Below are 18986 nucleotides of genomic sequence, written 5' to 3' on the forward strand. Positions count from 1 at the left end.
CCCATAGCGCCAGCGTCCGGGGGAGGAATTTCAACAGACGGAGCGGAGGCGATGGGGGATTTCATTTCGCCCGAGCACGAGGCCGAATATCGCGCCTTCGTGGAGGAGCATCCCGACCTTGAGGCCGTGGAATTCCTGATTGTCGATCCCAATGGCGTCATTCGCGGCAAGTGGGCGCCGGGCGATAGCCTCAAGAAGGCGTTTCAGGAGGGCGTGAACTTTCCCATGTCGCTGCACGGGCTCGATGTCTGGGGGCGCGAGGTGGAGGAGACGGGCCTGCACATCGAAACCGGCGACAAGGACGGCTACTGCCGCGCAACGCGCGGATCGCTTTCCATCGTGCCATGGGCGAGGCGCAAGACGGCGCAGGTGCTCCTGCAGACATTCACCCCCGAGGGTGAGCCTTTCATGGCGGATTCGCGCCAGGTGCTGAAGCACAAGGTGGCCGAGGCCAATGCGCGCGGCTTCTTCCCCGTGGCGGCCTTCGAGCTCGAATTCTATCTGCTCGACCCCGAGAAGCAGGATGCCGCCGGCATGTCGACGCCGCTGGGGGCGGGCGAGGGGCCGGATCGTCTGCGCATGTACGGGCTCGACGATCTCGCCGAGAACGCCGCGCTGTTCGACATGATCCGCGATGCGGCGGACGCGCAGAACCTGCCCATCGACACGATCATCAAGGAGGCGGCGCCCGGCCAGTTCGAGGTCAATCTCAAGCATCGCTCCGATCCGCTCCGGGCCGCTGACGATGTGATCCTCCTGCGGCGGATCGTGATGGGCTGCGCACGTGCGCACGGGCTGACGGCCACCTTCATGGCCAAGCCCTTCATCGATTATGCGGGCAATGGCATGCATGTGCACACCTCCATGCTGGATGGTGAGGGGCGAAACGTGTTTGCGGGGGATGAGGGGCAGGCGCGGCTGCTTTCAGCGGTGGCGGGGCTCATCGACACCATGCCGGAATCGCTCATTCTCTACATCAACACCTGGAACGGGTTCCGCCGGATCACGCCCGGCTCCTACGCGCCGACCCATGCGGTGTGGGCGGAGAACAACCGCTCTGTGGCGCTGCGCATTCCGGTTTCCAATGAGGAGAACCGCCGGGTGGAGCATCGCATCTCCGGCGCGGACGCCAATCCCTATCTGGTGATGGCCGCCATCATTCAGGGCATGATGGAGGGCATGGAGAGTGGCGCGAAGCCGCCGCCGCCGGTCGAGGGAAGCGCCTATGACGAGACGGCGGATCTTGGCCGTGAGCTGCCCGACGACATGGATGACGCGTTGCAGCTCGCCTCCAGAAGCGGCTTCATGGAGCGCGCGCTGGGGCCGCTTCTGGCAAAGGTCTATCGTGATTTGAAGCGGGCGGAAATCATCGCCTTCTGGAGCGAGATCACGCCCCTCGAACGCACCACTTATCTTTGAGCTGAAACAGAAAAATCCCGCTTGTCGCATTTTGGAAACGACAATAGGGTTGAACCCAAATATGCGGGTGCCGGCGGTGATTTGAACCGCGGCAAACACAGTCCCCAAGGGAGAGATTTCATGCTTCGTAAGACCCTTCTTGCTTCCTGCGTCTCACTCGCCGCGATTGCCGTTTCCACGGCTGCCGGCGCGCAGGACCGCGTCGTCAATGTCTACAACTGGTCGGACTATATCGACGATTCCATCCTTGAGGATTTCACCAAGGAAACGGGCATCAAGGTCGTCTACGACGTCTATGATTCCAACGAAATTCTTGAGACCAAGCTGCTGGCTGGCGGTTCGGGCTATGACGTTGTGGTGCCGTCGGGCGAGTTCCTCGGACGTCAGATCAGCGCCGGCGTGTTCCAGAAGCTCGACAAGGACAAGCTGCCCAACCTCTCCAACATGTGGGACATGATCAACGAGCAGGTTGCGGTCTACGATCCGGGCAACGAATACTCCATCAACTACATGTGGGGCACCACCGGCGTCGGCTACAATGTCGGCAAGGCCGAAGAAATCCTCGGCACTTCCAAGATCGACACCTGGGATGTGATGTTCACGCCGGAACTGGCGGCGAAGTTCAAGGACTGCGGCATCTACATGCTCGATTCCGCCAGTGAGGTCGTGCGCTCCGCACTAATCTATCTGGGTCTTGAGCCGAACACGCCTTCGGCTGAAGAACTCGCAAAGGCCGAGGAACTGCTGATGGCGGTTCGCCCCTTTGTGCGCAAGTTCCATTCGTCGGAATACATCAACGGTCTGGCCAATGGCGACATCTGCCTGGCGCTTGGCTATTCGGGTGATGTGTTCCAGGCCCGTGACCGTGCGGCGGAGGCCGATCAGGGCGTCGAGGTCGGCTATGCGATCCCGAAAGAGGGCGCGATGCTGTGGTTCGACCAGATGGCCATTCCCGCCGATGCCAAGCATGTCGACGAGGCACATGAATTCCTCAACTACATCATGCGTCCCGACGTGATCGCCAAGGCTTCCAATTACGTCGTCTACGCCAATGGCAACAAGGCTGCCCAGGCGGAAATGGACGAAGAGGTGGTCGGCGATCCGGCTGTCTATCCGGATGAGGCGACCATGGCCAAGCTCAAGGCTCCGCTGCCCTACGACATGCGCACGCAGCGTCAGGTCACGCGCATGTGGACCAAGGTTGTGACCGGCCAGTAAGGCGCTACAGGGCAGGGGACCGCCGATGAAGTCGCTCGGCAGCACACGTCGCAGCTTCGCGCCCTGGGCCGACCCCCAGGCGAAGCCCTATATCTCTTTCGAGAACGTGACCAAGACGTTCGGTGACTTCACGGCGGTCGATGACCTGTCGCTAAACACCTATGAGCGCGAGTTCTTCGCGCTCCTGGGCGCGTCGGGGTGTGGCAAGACCACGCTCCTGCGCATGCTTGCGGGGTTCGAGCAGCCCACTTCGGGCCGCATCCTCCTCGACGGGCAGGACCTTTCCGGCATTCCGCCGCACAAGCGGCCGGTCAACATGATGTTCCAGTCCTATGCGCTGTTCCCCCACATGACGGTGGAGAAGAACATCGCCTTCGGCCTGAAGCAGGACCGGATGCCGGCGGACGAGATCGCCGACCGCGTGGCGGCGATGCTCAAACTGGTCAAGCTGGAGCCCTTCGCCAAGCGCAAGCCGCATCAGCTTTCCGGCGGTCAGCGGCAGCGCGTGGCGCTTGCCCGCTCGCTTGCAAAACGGCCAAAGCTCCTGCTTCTGGATGAGCCGCTGGGCGCGCTCGACAAGAAGCTGCGCGAGGAAACCCAGTTCGAGCTGATCGATCTGCAATATGATCTCGGCCTCACCTTCATGGTCGTCACGCACGATCAGGAAGAGGCGATGACCATGGCCGACCGCATCGCGGTGATGGACAAGGGCAAGGTCATCCAGGTGGCAACGCCGGCTGAAATCTATGAAGCGCCGAATTCGCGCTTCGTTGCCGACTTCGTCGGCTCGATCAACATGTTCGAGGGAACGGTGACGGCGGCCGACCGGGAGAAGGTGCGGATCGCCGACGCATCCGGCTTCGAACTTTCCGTCATGAACGGGGCGGGCGCCGAACAGGGGGCGACCGTCTGGTTCGCCGTCCGGCCCGAAAAGATCGACATTTCGCGCAATCGCCCGGATGGCGCGGTGAACGCGGTGGAAGGCGAGGTCTGGGACATCGCCTATCTCGGCGACATGACCATCCACCATGTGAAGCTCGATGACGGGCGCATCGTCAAGGCCAGCAGCATCAACCGGCGGCGTGCGGTGGAAGACGTTCTGACCTGGCATGACCGGGCTTGGGTGTCCTTCCCGGCGGATGCCGGTGTGGTGCTGACGCGGTAGGCGGCGATGGCTCGTTTCCTCTCCGCCATCGCGGCCCGTCTGGTCATTGCCGTTCCCTATCTGTGGCTGCTCGTCTTCTTCCTTGCGCCGTTCCTGATTGTCTTCAAGATCTCGCTGTCGGAACCGGCGCTCTCCATGCCGCCCTATATGCCGGCCTTCGATCTGGCGGACGGCATTTCGGGGTTGATCGAGAAGGTGCGCACGCTGTCCTTCGGCAACTATTTCTGGCTGCTGGACGATCCGCTCTACACGAACGCCTATCTGTCGAGCATCTGGATCGCCGGCGTCTCGACGCTGATCACGCTGGCCGTGGGCTATCCCATTGCCTACGGCATGGCGCGCGCGCCGGCCGCGATCCGCCCGACGCTCCTGATGCTGGTGATCCTGCCGTTCTGGACCAGCTTCCTGATCCGCGTCTATGCGTGGATCGGCATTCTGAAGCCCGAGGGGCTGCTCAATCAGTTCCTGATGTTCACCGGCCTTATCGACGAGCCCCTGATCATCCTCAACACCACGACCGCCATCTATATCGGCATCGTCTATTCCTACCTGCCGTTCATGGTGCTGCCGCTCTACTCGACGCTGGAGAAAATGGACGAATCGCTGATCGAGGCTGCGCGCGACCTTGGCTGCTCGCGCACATCGGCGTTCTGGAAGGTGACGTTCCCGCTCTCGCTGCCGGGCGTCGTTGCCGGCTGCATGCTGGTGTTCATTCCGGCGGTGGGCGAGTTCGTCATTCCCGATCTTCTGGGCGGTTCGCAGACGCTAATGATCGGCAAGACGCTGTGGACCGAGTTCTTCAACAATCGCGACTGGCCCGTATCGTCGGCGGTGGCGGTGATCCTGCTTCTGATCCTGATCGTGCCGATCATGCTGTTCCAGCGGTCGCAGGCGCGCTCGCGTGAGGCGGGGAGGTAGAGATGGCTGGAAGCTGGGGACGTTTCAACATCGTGTCGCTGGTGCTGGGCTTTGCCTTTCTGTACCTGCCGATCGTGCTTCTGGTGGTCTACTCGTTCAACGAGTCGCGGCTTGTCACCGTCTGGTCCGGCTTCTCGACCAAATGGTATGTGGAGCTGTTTTCCAATCGCGGCCTGATGGACGCGGCATGGGTGACGGCGCGTGTCGCCTTCCTTTCGGCCACGGTCGCGACCGTGCTCGGCACGATGGGAGCCATCGCGCTCACCCGCTACACGCGCTTTCGCGGGCGGCTGCTCTTCTCGGGCATGGTGTTCGCGCCGCTGGTGATGCCGGAAGTCATCACCGGCCTGTCGCTGCTGCTGCTCTTCGTGGCGATCAATTTCGACCGTGGATTCTTCACCGTCACCATCGCGCATATCACCTTTTCCATGTGTTTCGTGGCGGTGGTGGTGCAGTCGCGGCTGATGAGCTTCGACCAGTCTCTGGAAGAGGCCGCGCTCGATCTCGGCGCAACGCCGCTCAAGGCGTTCTTTCAGGTCACGCTGCCGGTCATCATGCCGGCTGTGGTTTCCGGCTGGATGCTGGCGTTCACCCTGTCGCTCGACGATCTGGTGATCGCAAGCTTCACCTCCGGTCCGGGTGCAACCACGCTGCCAATGAAGATCTATAGCCAGGTCAGGCTGGGCGTGACGCCTGAAATCAATGCGGTCTGCACCATCCTGATCGGCATTGTGGCGACCGGCGTTATCATCGCCTCCGTCATCACCAAGCGGCAGGAAGTGCAGCGCCGCCGCGACGAGCAGGCCGCCGCGCGCATCACAGCCTAGGCATACGCCGGAGGCCCGCATGAAGCAGGCCTGTCTCTTTCATGTGAGATGATCAGTCGAGCGGGAAGATATCCCGCTCGCTACGCAGGGCCACCGCAGCAGATGCGTCGGGAGCCTTTGTCCTCTGCGATCTACTCGATCAGAAACGGTGCGATGAACGGGGCGTTCCACGAGCCGCCGATGAAGAAGGTCTCGCGGGGATCACTTTCCTCAGAAGCCTCTTCGCCGTTCTCATCAACCGGCTTGTCGCCTTCGGGCGGCAAGATGCTGCCGGAAAGGGCGATGCCGCGACCGGCGAAGGGAATGAGCCCGCCCAGCGTGATGGTCTCGCCCGTCTCCAGCTTCGCCTCGGCGGTGTCGATCCATGCGATGCCGCCGGCAAGGGTTGCCTTGAGTTCCGCCCCGTCGATGGCCAGTTCGCCATCGGCGATCTCGGTCAGCGGGAAGAAGGAGCCCTTGTCATTGTGCTCGCGGAAGGATTCCAGGTTGAGACCGGGCACGGTGCCTTCGCCGAAACTGGCTGAAATGGAGCCGTCGGAGGTCTCAAGGATTTCATCCAGCGTCTCGCCTTTCCCTTTCAGGAAAACGGAGAAGGAGCCGGGGGCCCGGGGCATGAAGCTGGTGAGGTGCAGCTTCTCGGCCATTGCCCCGCCATTGAGGTTTTCAGCCGTGATGCGAAGCTCTGCCTGATCGTGGCCTTCCACCCTGTCGAGGCGAATGCCGAGCTGCAGCATGCCGCCAAAGGCGGTGGCGTCGGAAATGTCGAGGCTCACCAGCCCGTCGCGAACCTGCGCGGTGGCGGCAATATCGGTCATCGAGACGGAACCTGCCGTGGCTTCATTTGCCGAAAGGCGCAGGTCAAAGTTCAGGTCACGCGCCCACGGAGCGGCCGGGGGGGCGGCCGGTGGGGCGGCTGTGTCTGGCTCCGGCGCCAGCGTGTTCAGAAGCACGCCCAGATCCAGCGCATTGAAAGCCAGCGTGCCGGAAACGGTGGGGTGCGGGTCGGTGAAGGCGATGTCGAACACACCCCGGGCGCTGCTGTCGCCGAGATTGAATTCGGCATTCTCGAACTTTACCCGCGTGGCGTCGCCGGTAATGGTGCTTTTCAGTTTGGCTGCCTTGATGGTGCTGCCGGGCCAGTCCTCAAGCAGCGTCCATTCGAGAACGCGCTGCAGGGAAGGGGCCGCGCTTTCCAGCGTGCCATGCAGGAAGGCGTTGCCGACAATGTCCGCCTGTCCCTTGAAGGAGAGCGTCAGCGGGGCGCTGTTGACCGAGAGGGAAACATTGGTCTTGCCGCCGGCGAGCATGATCAGCGGTTCTTCGCTGGAGGCTTCCACGGCGATGCTCTCGCCATGCCAGATGCCCTTGGCGGAGAGCGTTGCGGAGCGGTCGAGGGCTGGCCAGTTGAGCGTTCCCGTGACGCTGCTCAAGACCGGCGGGCGATTGACGCCGTTGAGCACGATGACGCGCCCGTCCACGATTTCCACCGTTGCGAAACTGTCGTTCGGCAGGGCGCTTGTGTCGGGCTCTGCGGGATTTGCCTGGATCAGGCCGCGCGTTGCCTCGACCGATTGAGCAAGCTTGCCCCACTTCGGAATGGCCGGAATGCGCATGACGCCGCCGCTCTCATCGAGCCGCACCACGGGGCGCACGAGGCGGATCTTGGTGAACACCACTTCGCCGCGCAGGGCGGCCAGCGCCGAAAGGTCGATCTCGACCCGCTCTGCTTCCATGACGGCGGGTTGCCCGTCGCCATTCCAGTTGGACAGGACGACATCGTTCAGAACGGCCTTGAAGGAGGGCCAGACGCGGATTTCAGGCGCATCGTCGAGCCGCACGCGGTATCCACTCCACGCGCTCACCTGCTGGGCGACGCTGTCGCGGACGATCTGGGTTGAGGCCAGGATTGGCAGGCACAGGATCACCACCACCGCGATCAAAGCGGCAATGGCCAGTGCCCAAATGCTTTTCTTTACTGCCGGCGAGGGCATGGAACCTCATCCCTGGCGCTTTGCGCACCGGTTTGAAACGCCCGATGCCAGTGCAAAACGCTGTTATCACAGGTTGGCGTCAAGCACGACGCAATCAGGCCGACAAACCGCGACCTCACAACTCCTTACGGGTTTAAACATGGCGTATGGCAATTCAAGGATTTGTCGCGCGTCTGCCGGATATTGCACCGCTTTCTGCCGGTTTATGCCGCAAACGGAAGGAAACGGCCGGGTCGCCTCGCTGTTTCAAACGAGACCATTGCCGCAGGACGAGCGGAAATGCATAAGGGGTGCGATTGCCGAAAAGGCCTTTAGGAGGAAAGCATGAGTGCAGCCGAGCCGCTTTGGACGCCATCCGAAACCCGCACGAAGGAAGCTCCGATTACGGCTTTCGCGGAGCGCGCCGAAGCGCTGACCGGAAAGCGCCTGCCCGACTATGCGGCCCTGCATGCCTGGTCGGTCGAGGATCGTGAGGGGTTCTGGTCGCTGCTGTGGGATTTCTGCGGCGTGATCGGCGACAGGGGCGAGCGCGTACTGGTCGATGGCGACCGGATGCCGGGGGCTTCCTTCTTTCCCGACGCGACGCTGAACTTTGCCGAAAATCTCCTGCGCAAGAGCGGTGACGGTGATGCGGTGGTGTTTCGCGGCGAAGACAAGGATGAGCGCCGTCTCTCCTGGGACGAGCTGCGCAATCTGGTCTCAAAGCTCCAGCAGCTCTTCCGGGATCGCGGCCTTAAGGCCGGAGACCGTGTTGCGGCGATGATGCCGAATATGCCCGAGACGCTGGCAGCCATGCTGGCGGCAAGCTCTCTGGGGGCGGTGTGGTCTTCCTGCTCTCCCGATTTCGGTGCGCAGGGCGTTCTCGACCGGTTCGGCCAGATCGAACCGACGATCTTCATCGCGCCGGATGGCTACTGGTATGGCGGCAAATCGTTCGACGTGTCGGAAAAGACGGCTGCCGTGCTCGAAAAACTGCCGAGCGTGAAGCAGGCGCTGATCGTGGACTATCTGGGCAACGCTACGGAAGCCGCCGCAAAAATCGACCGGGCGGACGCGTTCAGCGATGCGATTGCAGCCTATGAGGCTGCGCCGGTTTCATTCGAGCGTCTGCCCTTCTCGCATCCGCTCTACATCCTGTTTTCGTCGGGCACGACGGGCATTCCCAAATGCATCGTGCATTCGGCTGGCGGCACGCTGCTTCAGCACATGAAAGAGCATCGTCTTCATGCCGGGCTGGCGCCGGGCGACCGGCTTTTCTACTTCACCACCTGCGGCTGGATGATGTGGAACTGGCTGATGAGCGGCCTGGCGTCGGAAGTCACGCTTCTGCTCTATGACGGCTCGCCCTTCCATCCCGATGGCAATGTCCTGTTCGACTATGCCGATGCCGAGGGCATGACCTATTTCGGCACGTCGGCCAAGTTCATCGATGCGGTCCGCAAGGCGGATCTGAAGCCGATGGAAAGCCACGACCTGTCGACCGTTCGCACGGTCTCCTCGACCGGCTCGCCGCTGGCGCCGGAGAACTTCTCCTTCGTCTATGAGGGGATCAAGAAGGACGTGCACCTGGCGTCGATCTCCGGCGGCACGGACATCGTGTCCTGTTTTGTGCTCGGCGTGCCGACGCTCCCGGTCTGGGTTGGCGAGATCCAGGCAGCCGGCCTTGGCATGGCTGTCGAGGTCTGGGACGACGAGGGCAAGCCGCTTGTCGAAGGCAAGGGCGAGCTTGTCTGCACGCGCGCCTTTCCGGCCATGCCCCTCGGTTTCTGGAACGATCCGAAGGATGAGAAATACCACGCAGCCTATTTCGACCGGTTCGACAATGTGTGGTGCCATGGCGACTTCGCCGAGTGGACGGAGCATGGCGGCATCGTGATCCATGGCCGTTCCGACGCAACGCTCAATCCGGGCGGCGTGCGGATCGGCACGGCGGAGATCTACAATCAGGTGGAGCAGCTGCCAGAAATCCTCGAGGCGATCTGCATCGGCCAGGACTGGGAAGACGATGTGCGCGTCGTGCTGTTCGTTCGGCTGGCAGAGGGCGTGGAGCTGGACGCGGCGCTGGAAAAGACGATCCGCACCAAGATCCGGACCGGCGCAAGCCCGCGCCACGTGCCGGCGCGCATCGTGGCCGTGAGCGACATTCCGCGCACCAAGTCGGGCAAGATCACCGAGCTCGCGGTGCGGGACATCGTGCATGGCCGCGAGGTGAAGAACAAGGAGGCGCTCGCCAATCCCGAGGCGCTCGATCTCTACCGGGATATTCCCGCTCTTCGCAGCTGAAGGGCGGGCGCATGGTTAAGGATCGGTAAAGCCGATATTTACCGAGAATTCACAGGTGGTACAGAAGCGTAAACTTGTCGGTAACCAGGTAAGGTTCTGTTAAGAGATAGCCGCGATAGTGTCGGCTAACTTGACGAGCCGGACACAGGGTCCGACTGTTAGACAGATGTTCGCCAAGCCCCGTTTTTGACAGCATACAAGATCCTTCAAGCGCCCTTTCGGGCGCTTTTTTTTGGCCTGTGTTTCGTGACTTTTTGCGGTCAGGCGTTGCGGTCGCGCATGAGCGGGCCGGACAGAAGAATGACCGGAACGATTGCCGTTGCGATGATCAGCAGCGCGGCCACCGCGCCATCTTCCACCGCGCCGCGCGAGGCGTTTTCATAAACATGGGTGGCCAGCGTGTGAAAGCCGAAGGGCCGCAGCAGGATGGTCGCCGAAAGCTCCTTCACCGTGTCGACAAAGACAAGAATGGCGGCGGTCAGGATGGCCGGCTTCAGGAGCGGCAGGAGCACGGTGAAGGCGCTCTGGTTTGCCGTCTTGCCAAGGCTGCGGGCAGCCTGATCCAGATTGGGCGGCAGCTTTTCAAGGCCGGATCGGATCGCGCTTTCGGCGAGCGCCAGAAAGCGGATCGTGCAGGCAATCACGATGGAGGCGGCGGTGCCGGTGAGCAGGAGCCCGGTCGAAAGACCGGTATAGCTGCGCACAACGCCGTCGACCGTGTTGTCGATGGCGGCGAGAGAGAGGAGCAGGCCGAGACCGAGGATCGTGCCCGGCAGGGCGTAGCCGACGGAGGCAAGACGCACCAGAACCATCGTGTAGCCCGAGCGGGAGAGGCGCATCGCATTGAGCAGAAGAAGCGCGATGAAGACCGTGAGGAGGGCCGTCACGCCTGCAACCGCAACGCTGGTGAGGAAAGCCTGAAGGATCTGCGGTTCGGCGAACTGGTAGAGGCGGCGGGAGACATAACCGCCGAAAATGAAGAGCGGTACGCCGAAGCCGGACAAGATGGGAAGCGACAGCGCGAAGGTTGCCAGCCAGCCCCGTGCGCCGGCGAGCGGAACACGCGGCGGGCGCACATGCATCTGTGTGGCGCGGGCACTGTGGAAGCGCTGTTTGCGCCGTGCCCACTGCTCTGCCGTCAGCAGCAGGAAGACGATGATCAGCATGACAGCCGCAATCTGGGCTGCGCCCTCCAGGCTGCCCCGGTTGAGCCAGGTGGAATAGACGGAGAGGGTGAGCGTGCGCACACCCAGATATTCCACCGCGCCGATATCGTTCAGCGTTTCCATCATGACCAGAGCCAGGCCGGCGATGATGGCGGGGCGCGCCACCGGCAGGAGAACGCGGAAGAACACGCGCGAGGGCCGCGCGCCGAGCGTGCGCGCCACATCGGCGATGTTGCGCCCCTGCATGAGGAACACGACGCGGGCTGTCAGATAGACGTAGGGAAAGGTGACGGAGGTCACCACCAGCGCCGCGCCCCAGGTGGAGCGGATGTCCGGAAACCAGTAATCACGTGCGCTGGTGAAGCCGAAAATGCTGCGCACGGCCGTCTGCAACGGCCCGACATAATGGAAGAACTCGCCGAAGGCGTAGGCCGCGAGATAGGTGGGAACGGCGAGCGGCAGGACCAGCGCCCAGGCAAGAAGCCGGCGCAGTGGAAAATCATAGCCGACCACCAGCCATGCGGACCCGACGCCGATGACGGATGTGCCAAGCGCCACGAGACCGAGCAGCGCAAGCGTGGTGCCGAGCGACTGGGGAAGCACATAGCGCAGAAGATGCGGCCACGCCTCGCCGGAGCCGGTCAGAGCCACATAGAGGATCGTGGCGATCGGCAGGAGAACGGCAAGCGCGATGACAACGCTGCCGGCAAGCGCAAAGCCGTGACGCTCGCCCCGGATGCGGGGGAAGCGGCGTTCGCGAAGCGGGGCTGTCGGTGTGTGATAAGATGTCATGACGCCGTGTACCGGAACTCGAATATGCTACTCGTTCCGGCAGAAAGCAAAAAGCCGGGCCTCGAACAAGGCCCGGCTTTGCGGTTCATGGAAAGATCAGCTGGCCGGGCCATCGTCGAGGCCGACGCGGTCGACCATCTCGGAGGCTGCCTTGCGGTGCTTGGCGATCTCTGCGAGCGGCAGGCTATCCGGCTTGATTTCGCCGAAAGACTGGACCGTTTCAGAGACTTCCGCGCCCGGCAGGACCGGATATTCATAGTTGGTCTCGGCGTAGATCGCCTGTGCCTCGGAGCTGCCCAGGAAGCGCATCAGCTCAAGAGCCTGCTCGCGGTTCGGTGCGTGCTTGGCCATGGCCATGCCGGAAATGTTCACATGCGTGCCGCGGTCACCGGAATTGGGGAACAGGACCTTGAGCGAATCGGCCCATTCCTTCTGCTCCGGCTCCTTGTCGTTGTTCATCATGATGCCGACATAGTAGGTGTTGCCGATGCCGAGATCGCACTCGCCGGCAAAGATGGCCTGCGCCTGTCCGCGATCATTGCCGTTCGGCTTGCGGGCCAGATTGGCCTTCAGGCCCTTCATCCACTCCTCGGCCTTCTCCTCGCCGTGATGGGCGATCATCGAGGCGAACAGCGCGATGTTGTAGTTGTGCTGGCCACTGCGCATGCAGATCTTGCCCTTCCACTTGGGATCGGCGAGCTCTTCATAGGTGATCGTGTCCTGCTCGACGCGGTCCTTGGAAGCATAAATCACGCGGCCGCGCGTGGTGACGCCGAACCAGTTGCCTTCCGGATCGCGGAACTCGGAGGGAATTTCGGAATTCACCGTCTCGTCCTCGACGGACTGGGTGATGCCCTTTTCCTTGGCGTTCATCAGGCGGCCGATATCCACGGTGAGGATCACGTCGGCGGGGGAGTTGGAACCCTCGGCTGCGATGCGGTCTTCAAGCCCCTTGTTGAGGAACAGGACTTCGGTGTCGATGCCGGTCTTCTCGGTGAAGGCGTCGAGCAGCGGCTGAATGAGGAAGGGCTGGCGGTAGGAATAGATGTTCACCGTGCCTTCGGCCTGTGCGGCAGGAAGCGTGGCGGCGAGCGATCCGGTAGCAACAAGCGCGGCGAGACCTGCGCGGGCTGCGAGTAATTTCTTGGTCAGCATTTCTGTCTCCTAGCCTGTGGGGTTCAAGGTCCCATGGAAAGTGCCGGGTTTGACCATCCAGCGAGGAGGCTTGTCGTAAAAATTTTCGCGACCGTCAAGGAAAATGCAAGCAATATCATAAGTTTAGAAGTATTCTAAACTACGGTTATCATGTTTTCCGAATTTTCCGGGCGGGCAGGCCTAATCGGCGAGAACGCGCGTCGGCGGAAACGAAACCTCGACAAGCGTGCCTTCGCCGGGAACCGAATGGATCGCAAAGGCGGCGCGGTTGGCTTCCACCATGGCACGGGTCAGCGGCAGGCCGAGCCCGGTTCCGTCACCGCGCTTGCGCTTCAAGCTGTTGATTTGCTTGAAGGGTTTCAGCGCTTCCTCGACTTCCGCCGGGTTCATGCCGATGCCGGTGTCGCGCACCCGCATGACGACGGCTCCATCCGCGCTGTAGGCGGTGGAAACGATCACCTGGCCGCCGGCGGCGGTGTAGCGAACCGCGTTGGAGAGCAGGTTCAGGGCGATCTGACGCACGCTGCGCGGATCGGCCACCACATCGGGCAGGTTGGAGGCGAAGCTCGAACGGATGATGACGCGCTCGCGGTTGGCCTGCGGCTGCATCATGGCGACGGTCTCACCCAGAATGTCGTTCAGCGAGACGGCCTCATAGTGCATTTCCTGCTCGCCGGCCTCGATCTTGGAGATGTCCAGCAGATCGTTGACCAGATCAAGCACGTGATTGCCGGACCGGTTGATGTCCCGAAGATAGTCGCGATAGCGGTCATTGCCGATGGGGCCGAATTTCTCGTCCATCATCAGCTCGGAAAAGCCGATGATGGCGTTGAGCGGCGTGCGGATCTCATGGCTGACGCGGGCAAGAAACTCGGTCTTCTGGGAGGAGGCGCGTTCGGCCTCGGCGCGCGCCTGGGTCAGTTCCTCGGCGGCGCGCTTCCACTGGGTGATGTCGCGCAGAACCGCGCAGAAACCGCTTTCGTGCGGCAGGCGGCCAATGGTCATGAACAGCGGGATGAAGCGTCCCTGCGCTTCACGGCCGATGACTTCCAGCCCGTCGTTCAGAACGCTCGCAACGCCATTGTCGGAAAGGCTTTCCAGATGCGCGCGCACGGCGTTCTGGCTCTCTATGGCAAAGAGGGCCGTGAAGGGCTTGCCCGCCACATCCTCACCATCGAAGCCGAACAGCGCTTCGGCCGGCTGGTTCGTGGAGCGCACATGGCCGTCATTGTCGATGATGACAACGCCGTCGGTCGCCGTGTCGACGATGGCGCGCATTTCGGCCAGATGCATCTGCAATTCAGCAGTCTGTCCGGTCTCCTCCGGAGCTTCACTCAAAAGCGGTGCGGCGACGGCTTCCAGCGCAGGCTCTGTCGTTTCGGCTTCCACCGGTTGCAGGGCGAGCAGAAGGGCCTTGCCCGTGCGCCATGGCACGGATTGCAGATGTGCATGCACATCGTGCTCGACGCCCTGCGCCGTCTTGAGCGTGAGTGCCTGCGCGTCTGCCGGCGTGTGTGAAACCTCGTAGCTCTCGGGGAAGAGAGCTCCAATGCCGCCGTTTTCTTCAAGCGTGGTCAGATCGGCATAGCCGGTCAGGTCGAAGAAGGCGCGATTGGCAAAGTGCAGCGTGTCGCCGGCATGGATGAGGATCGGCAACGGGAGACCGGCCAGGAGGCTGGTCTCTTCCCGGTCATCGGCGGCTTTTTCGAAGAAGGCCGAGGGCACAACCGGGGCGGTGGAAACGGGCGTCGCCGCTTCTTCTGCCGCCGCCCGGGCTTCGGCTCCTTCGACTGCTTCCACTGCTTCGGTCGTCTCGGGATGCGCGGCTTCGCCCGAAGACGATGCCCCGTCGTCTGCCGTCAGTTCAGGCTCAGGCGCGTGAACGTCCTCAACCGGCGTTTCGTCCTCAGCGGAGCTTTCCGCTACCGGCTCGTTTGTTTCTGCAGAGATATCGTCGGGTGCTGCCTCTTCGGCTTCGTGTGACGGCGCTTCTCCTTCCGGCGCGCTGTCTTCCGTTACCGTGCCTTTTACGGCGGGGGCGGCGGGCTGGTCTTCAACAGGTGCTTCGTCTGTCGTCTCAGATGCCGCGACCTTGCCGGCATCGGAAGTCTGCTCGCTGTTTTCGCGCAGACGTGCGCCGATCTCGCGGAAGGCCGTTGCTTCGCTCGGCGAAAGTCCGTTTTCCTTCGCAGGCGCGGTGCGGTGCTCCGAGAGATTGATGATCTTGACGGGTGCTTCCGGCTCGCCTTCGGTTTCCGCATCAGCGGGCTCTTGCGTCTCGTCCGCAGGGGCGTCGTGCAAGTCAGCGTCAAAGGGTGCTTCAACGACTGGCTCTTCCTCGGCTTCCGGTGTCTCCGGCAGCGCGGTTTCGCTGCTTCCGGCTTCCGGTGCAGGCGGCGTTTGGGCACTCTCCACAGGACGGGTCGGAAGCGGCGCGCCGGGAATGAGCACCAGCCCGATGCCCTCGGGGTCGGTTACGGCATCGCCCATGCGGGCAAGGCCAAAGCCGTGAAAGCCTTCGAACACGCGGCCGCGGCCATAGATCGGCAGGGCTGCAAGGTCGACTGGAATTTTCAGGTCCGTGCCTTCCAGCGGCCACATGACGGTGCGGCCGGACCAGGTGTCGCGGCGCTCCAGAAGGGTCGCGATGCGGCCATCGGGATCGAGGCCAAAGGCATTGGAAACATCGCGGAAGCGTCGTCCCATCACATCGGCTGCCGCCGGCCCGATGGCCTCGGCAAAGGCATCGGACAGGGCGGTGAAGCGGCCTTCCGAATCGGTGCGCCAGGCAAAACGCACGGTTCCCTTCGGGCGCTCGCGCTGCGGCGTCTTTGTGGGCTCCTGCGCTTCGGGTTCTACCATCTCCATGGTGGAGGCGACGTTGTCTTTCTGCGCGGCAGAGGGCGCAGATGGTGCAGGTGTGGCTTCCGTTTCGGTCGCCTGTGTTTCTTCCGGCGCATCGTCATGCGCTGTGGTCTGCGCCGCCGGGGCATCCGCAGCCGGCTCTTCCATGAGCGGGGAGGGGGCGTCGTCGGGCGTGGTCGTCACAGTCGGAGCAGCAGGCGCTTCCTGAAGCGGTGCGTTCTGTTCGTCCACCACGACCAGAAGGTGCCATGCCGGCTCGTCGGTCAGCTTGGCAATGGCGGCGGGGCGTTGGCGCGCGCCGCCTTCGACCATGCGCTTGACCAGGCGATCCGTCTCGTCGCGCACTTCGTCAACGAGCGCGCGCAGGGTCTCGCGCTCGATGCCGAGTTTCTGGAAGCCGCTGGAGGAGGCTGCGACGAGGCCGTTCTCATCGACGAGCGCCGCAAACTGGTCTGCGGCATCGAAACCCTCAACCGCCGCCGTGGCGCGGAAGGCATCGTCGCGCATGCGCATGGATGTGGCCTTGAGGGCCAGAAGAATGGCCTGCTCGCCGCCGGGCAGGGAAATCGTGGATGCTTCCAGATTGACGACCGGCGCGCGCATGCCGCGGCCAAGCCGCGTGCCAACCGTGCGTTCTCCCGAAATGCGGGGGAAGCCGGGCGTGGCGGAGATCTGCCGGCGGGTCGTTGCTGAAAGATTGCTCTCGGCCCCGATGGCCTCTTCGATGTTGCGATAGCCGATCAGGGCCGCGCCGGGGCCGTTCGCCCAGATCACGGTGTCGAGCGCGCGCGACAGGACGAGCAGCGCATCGCCCGCTGCGAAGCGCTCACGCACCCGGTCCAGCACCGCAATGTCAACGAAGGAGTATGAGACAGACGCCATTCAAACGAGCCAACAATTATCCTGTATGCGCCCGGCCGGGAATCGCTGGCCGGGAGAACCGCATCGTTTCAAACAGCATCGGGCTGCCATCCTCAACCGCAGAACGCGGCATCCCGATAACGATGTTAACGCCTTATTAATAAAAGCATGTGGCCGCGAGGTCCACAAACTCTAAGGCCCCGATGCTGCGAATTCTCCGCGATTGGTTAATTGCAGCGACGGTTATAGCGATGAGCATGTTGCAGTGCAGCAAAGATGTTGCAATGCACAAAGATCGATGCTATATACCGGTCATGAATTATCGGTGAGCGCCATCCAAGGAGAGGCCACCATGAACGAGAACCAAAGGATCGCGGATATGACCAAGACCACGCAGAAGGACACTGGGACCGTTGAATTCCCGACGTTTGATGCGACGCAGGCGAGCGAGCAGTTCCGCGCTTTCGCCGAAAAGAGCGCCGAGCAGACGAAAGAGGCCTATTCCCGCATGAAGTCGAGCGCGGAAGAGACCCAGAAGGCTTTCGAAGCCACTTTCGAGAGCGCAAAGACCGCCGGCAACGAGCTGACCTCCAAGTCGATTGCCGCGCTGCGCGAGGGCACGGAAGCCAATCTCGCCCATCTTGAGGCGCTGGCTGGCGTACGCTCCTTCGCCGAGCTGGTCGAAATGCAGAGCAACTTCATGCGCAAGCGCATGGAAGTGGCCGTCGACCAGATGAAGGACTTCCAGACCACGTCGCAGAAATCTGCTGAAACCATGGCGAAGCCCATGAAGGACGTGTTCGAGAAGGCCGTCAAGGAACTGCGCGTCGCCTGAGGCGTTAGCGCTCTGAGTAGTCCGGCAGAAAGCACCTCCTCCCGCTTGCTGCCGAGTGGGACCGAAACCTCCTCCCTTCGGTCTCTTGTGAAAAAAGACCGGGATCCTCCCCCCGGTCTTTTTTTCTTTTGTTCTTTTGGCTTGAAAAAGCGATCAATTGCCCGTATTGACGCGAACGCCGGTCACCGGTCACGTGTGCGGTTGTAGCTCAGTTGGTTAGAGCGCAGGATTGTGGCTCCTGAGGTCGGTGGTTCGAATCCACCCAACCGTACCATTTCTCTTCATTTCACAGCATTGCCCGAAACCACGCATTCCGCTTTTGCGGATAGCGGTGTTGCGCGCGTCGGGCGCAACATTGAACGCCTCCAGACCCGGTTTCGGTGTCGCAGGCGCCCGGTTTTTATGGATTTCCCGGCCATGGCGCGATACATAACGCTTCATGAGAAGGTTTCTGGCCGTCCTGCTTCTGATCGTTTTCGCCTTTGCGGGCGCGCTTCCTGCAATGCAGACGGCGTTTGCGGCTGATTCGGTCGCCGCCACGGAAACGGCCGCGCATCCCGCTGATTCTTCGATGATGGATTGCTGCGGGCCGGCCAGCGATGGCGCGATGCCCTTCGAGATGAATTGCGCAATGGATTGCCATTACATCGCGCCTTTCCAGGTGCAGCAGTTCCATGCCACGGTTTCTCCGCTTGCCAGCATGCCGACCGTGACGCTTCATCAGCCCGTCCCCTTACGTCTCTTTCGACCGCCCATCCTCGCCTGATCGCTTTCAGCGCCGGTATCCGGCGCATTTCAATCAGTCGAGAGAGGATATCGGTCTCCAGAAAGGTGTGCGCCTTGGCGCTGCCTTCGGGCATGAGCCCGCCACCTGAACCCGGTCGCGCAAGAGCGGCCCCGGTGGCGCGCATTCTGGCCCCCTGGACGATTTCAGTTCCTGTCGCGGCTCTCCCCCGAGATCATTCGAAAGAGAACCACAATGAAGAACGCCATCCTGAAGCAGATGCCTGCCGCCGCACTTGCCCTTTCAACGCTCCTTGGCGCGGCCCATGCCGCCCCGGCAGAGAGCGACAAGACCATCACCGTCTACAAGACGCCGTGGTGCGGCTGCTGTGAAGTGTGGGTCGAGGCCATGGAAGAGGCCGGCTACACGATGAAGGTGACCGACCTTGAAGACCTCTCCAACGTCAAGAAACAGGCTGGTGTGCCTGACGCCATGGGGGCCTGTCACACGGCGGTGATCGGCGACGAGCGCAAATATGTGCTCGAAGGTCACGTGCCGATCGAGGCGGTGGAAAAGCTCGTGTCCGAGAAGCCGGATGTGAAGGGCATCGCCGTTCCGGGCATGCCGATGGGCTCGCTTGGCATGGGATACGACCCTGAGGCCGAATACACGGTCTACACATTCGACGGATATGCCGACACCCAGCCGGGCGTCTTCCTCGAAACCGGCAAGAAATGACCTTGCCGGGCATTCGGGCCGGGGCGCAT

At 62.3% G+C, this 18986-nt stretch carries 13 protein-coding genes and 1 tRNA gene; 10 read left to right on the forward strand and 4 right to left on the reverse strand.

The window, feature by feature from the left end; translation table 11 throughout:
* Window positions 1-51 precede the first annotated feature (51 nt).
* From ACRTG1_RS06410 to ACRTG1_RS06430, 5 genes are all read left to right on the forward strand, one after another.
* Window positions 52-1419 (forward strand): glutamine synthetase family protein, encoded by a 1368-nt coding sequence (locus ACRTG1_RS06410; RefSeq protein ID WP_222512253.1) that lies wholly within the window; start codon window positions 52-54, stop codon window positions 1417-1419.
* Between the two features lie 120 nt (window positions 1420-1539).
* Entirely contained in the window at window positions 1540-2637 is a 1098-nt protein-coding gene (locus ACRTG1_RS06415) for a polyamine ABC transporter substrate-binding protein (RefSeq protein ID WP_113154231.1), read from the forward strand.
* A 25-nt stretch (window positions 2638-2662) separates the two neighbouring features.
* Complete coding sequence (locus ACRTG1_RS06420; RefSeq protein WP_113154232.1) at window positions 2663-3802, forward strand: ABC transporter ATP-binding protein; 1140 nt, start codon at window positions 2663-2665, stop codon at window positions 3800-3802.
* Window positions 3803-3808: 6 nt separating this feature from the next.
* Window positions 3809-4720: an ABC transporter permease subunit gene (locus tag ACRTG1_RS06425; RefSeq protein WP_206546988.1), complete on the forward strand. Its 912-nt coding sequence runs from the start codon at window positions 3809-3811 to the stop codon at window positions 4718-4720.
* A gap of 2 nt (window positions 4721-4722) precedes the next feature.
* On the forward strand, window positions 4723-5547 hold the full coding sequence (locus ACRTG1_RS06430) for an ABC transporter permease (RefSeq protein ID WP_113154234.1): 825 nt from the start codon (window positions 4723-4725) through the stop codon (window positions 5545-5547).
* Window positions 5548-5678: 131 nt separating this feature from the next.
* On the opposite strand, the gene ACRTG1_RS06435 is transcribed toward ACRTG1_RS06430, so the two are convergent.
* Window positions 5679-7538 carry an AsmA family protein gene (locus ACRTG1_RS06435; protein WP_432515932.1) on the reverse strand — a complete coding sequence of 620 codons (1860 nt, stop codon included), beginning with the start codon at window positions 7536-7538 and terminating at the stop codon, window positions 5679-5681.
* A 324-nt stretch (window positions 7539-7862) separates the two neighbouring features.
* Here ACRTG1_RS06435 and ACRTG1_RS06440 point away from each other — a divergent pair, with 324 nt between their 5' ends.
* Complete coding sequence (locus ACRTG1_RS06440) at window positions 7863-9821, forward strand: acetoacetate--CoA ligase (protein ID WP_206993892.1); 1959 nt, start codon at window positions 7863-7865, stop codon at window positions 9819-9821.
* Window positions 9822-10081: 260 nt separating this feature from the next.
* On the opposite strand, the gene ACRTG1_RS06445 is transcribed toward ACRTG1_RS06440, so the two are convergent.
* The 3 genes from ACRTG1_RS06445 to ACRTG1_RS06455 all read right to left on the reverse strand — a co-directional run bounded on the left by ACRTG1_RS06445 (window position 10082) and on the right by ACRTG1_RS06455 (window position 16681).
* The gene (locus ACRTG1_RS06445) at window positions 10082-11779 is read right to left on the reverse strand and encodes an ABC transporter permease (protein WP_206544642.1); all 1698 of its coding nucleotides are present in this window, start codon (window positions 11777-11779) and stop codon (window positions 10082-10084) included.
* 96 nt (window positions 11780-11875) lie between these two features.
* Window positions 11876-12934: a Fe(3+) ABC transporter substrate-binding protein gene (locus tag ACRTG1_RS06450; protein WP_432515933.1), complete on the reverse strand. Its 1059-nt coding sequence runs from the start codon at window positions 12932-12934 to the stop codon at window positions 11876-11878.
* Between the two features lie 180 nt (window positions 12935-13114).
* The gene (locus ACRTG1_RS06455) at window positions 13115-16681 is read right to left on the reverse strand and encodes a histidine kinase dimerization/phospho-acceptor domain-containing protein (RefSeq protein WP_432515934.1); all 3567 of its coding nucleotides are present in this window, start codon (window positions 16679-16681) and stop codon (window positions 13115-13117) included.
* A gap of 358 nt (window positions 16682-17039) precedes the next feature.
* On the opposite strand from ACRTG1_RS06455, the gene ACRTG1_RS06460 reads away from it, so the two are divergent.
* From ACRTG1_RS06460 to ACRTG1_RS06475, 4 genes are all read left to right on the forward strand, one after another.
* Entirely contained in the window at window positions 17040-17495 is a 456-nt protein-coding gene (locus ACRTG1_RS06460) for a phasin (protein WP_432516005.1), read from the forward strand.
* Window positions 17496-17692: 197 nt separating this feature from the next.
* Window positions 17693-17769: transfer RNA gene (locus ACRTG1_RS06465), tRNA-His, on the forward strand.
* Window positions 17770-17934: 165 nt separating this feature from the next.
* Window positions 17935-18261: a hypothetical protein gene (locus ACRTG1_RS06470; RefSeq protein WP_206544645.1), complete on the forward strand. Its 327-nt coding sequence runs from the start codon at window positions 17935-17937 to the stop codon at window positions 18259-18261.
* A gap of 213 nt (window positions 18262-18474) precedes the next feature.
* Entirely contained in the window at window positions 18475-18957 is a 483-nt protein-coding gene (locus tag ACRTG1_RS06475; protein WP_432515935.1) for a DUF411 domain-containing protein, read from the forward strand.
* The last annotated feature ends 29 nt before the right edge of the window (window positions 18958-18986 follow it).

The organism is Nitratireductor sp. PBL-C9 (assembly GCF_050877045.1).
Taxonomy (GTDB): domain Bacteria; phylum Pseudomonadota; class Alphaproteobacteria; order Rhizobiales; family Rhizobiaceae; genus Nitratireductor; species Nitratireductor aquimarinus.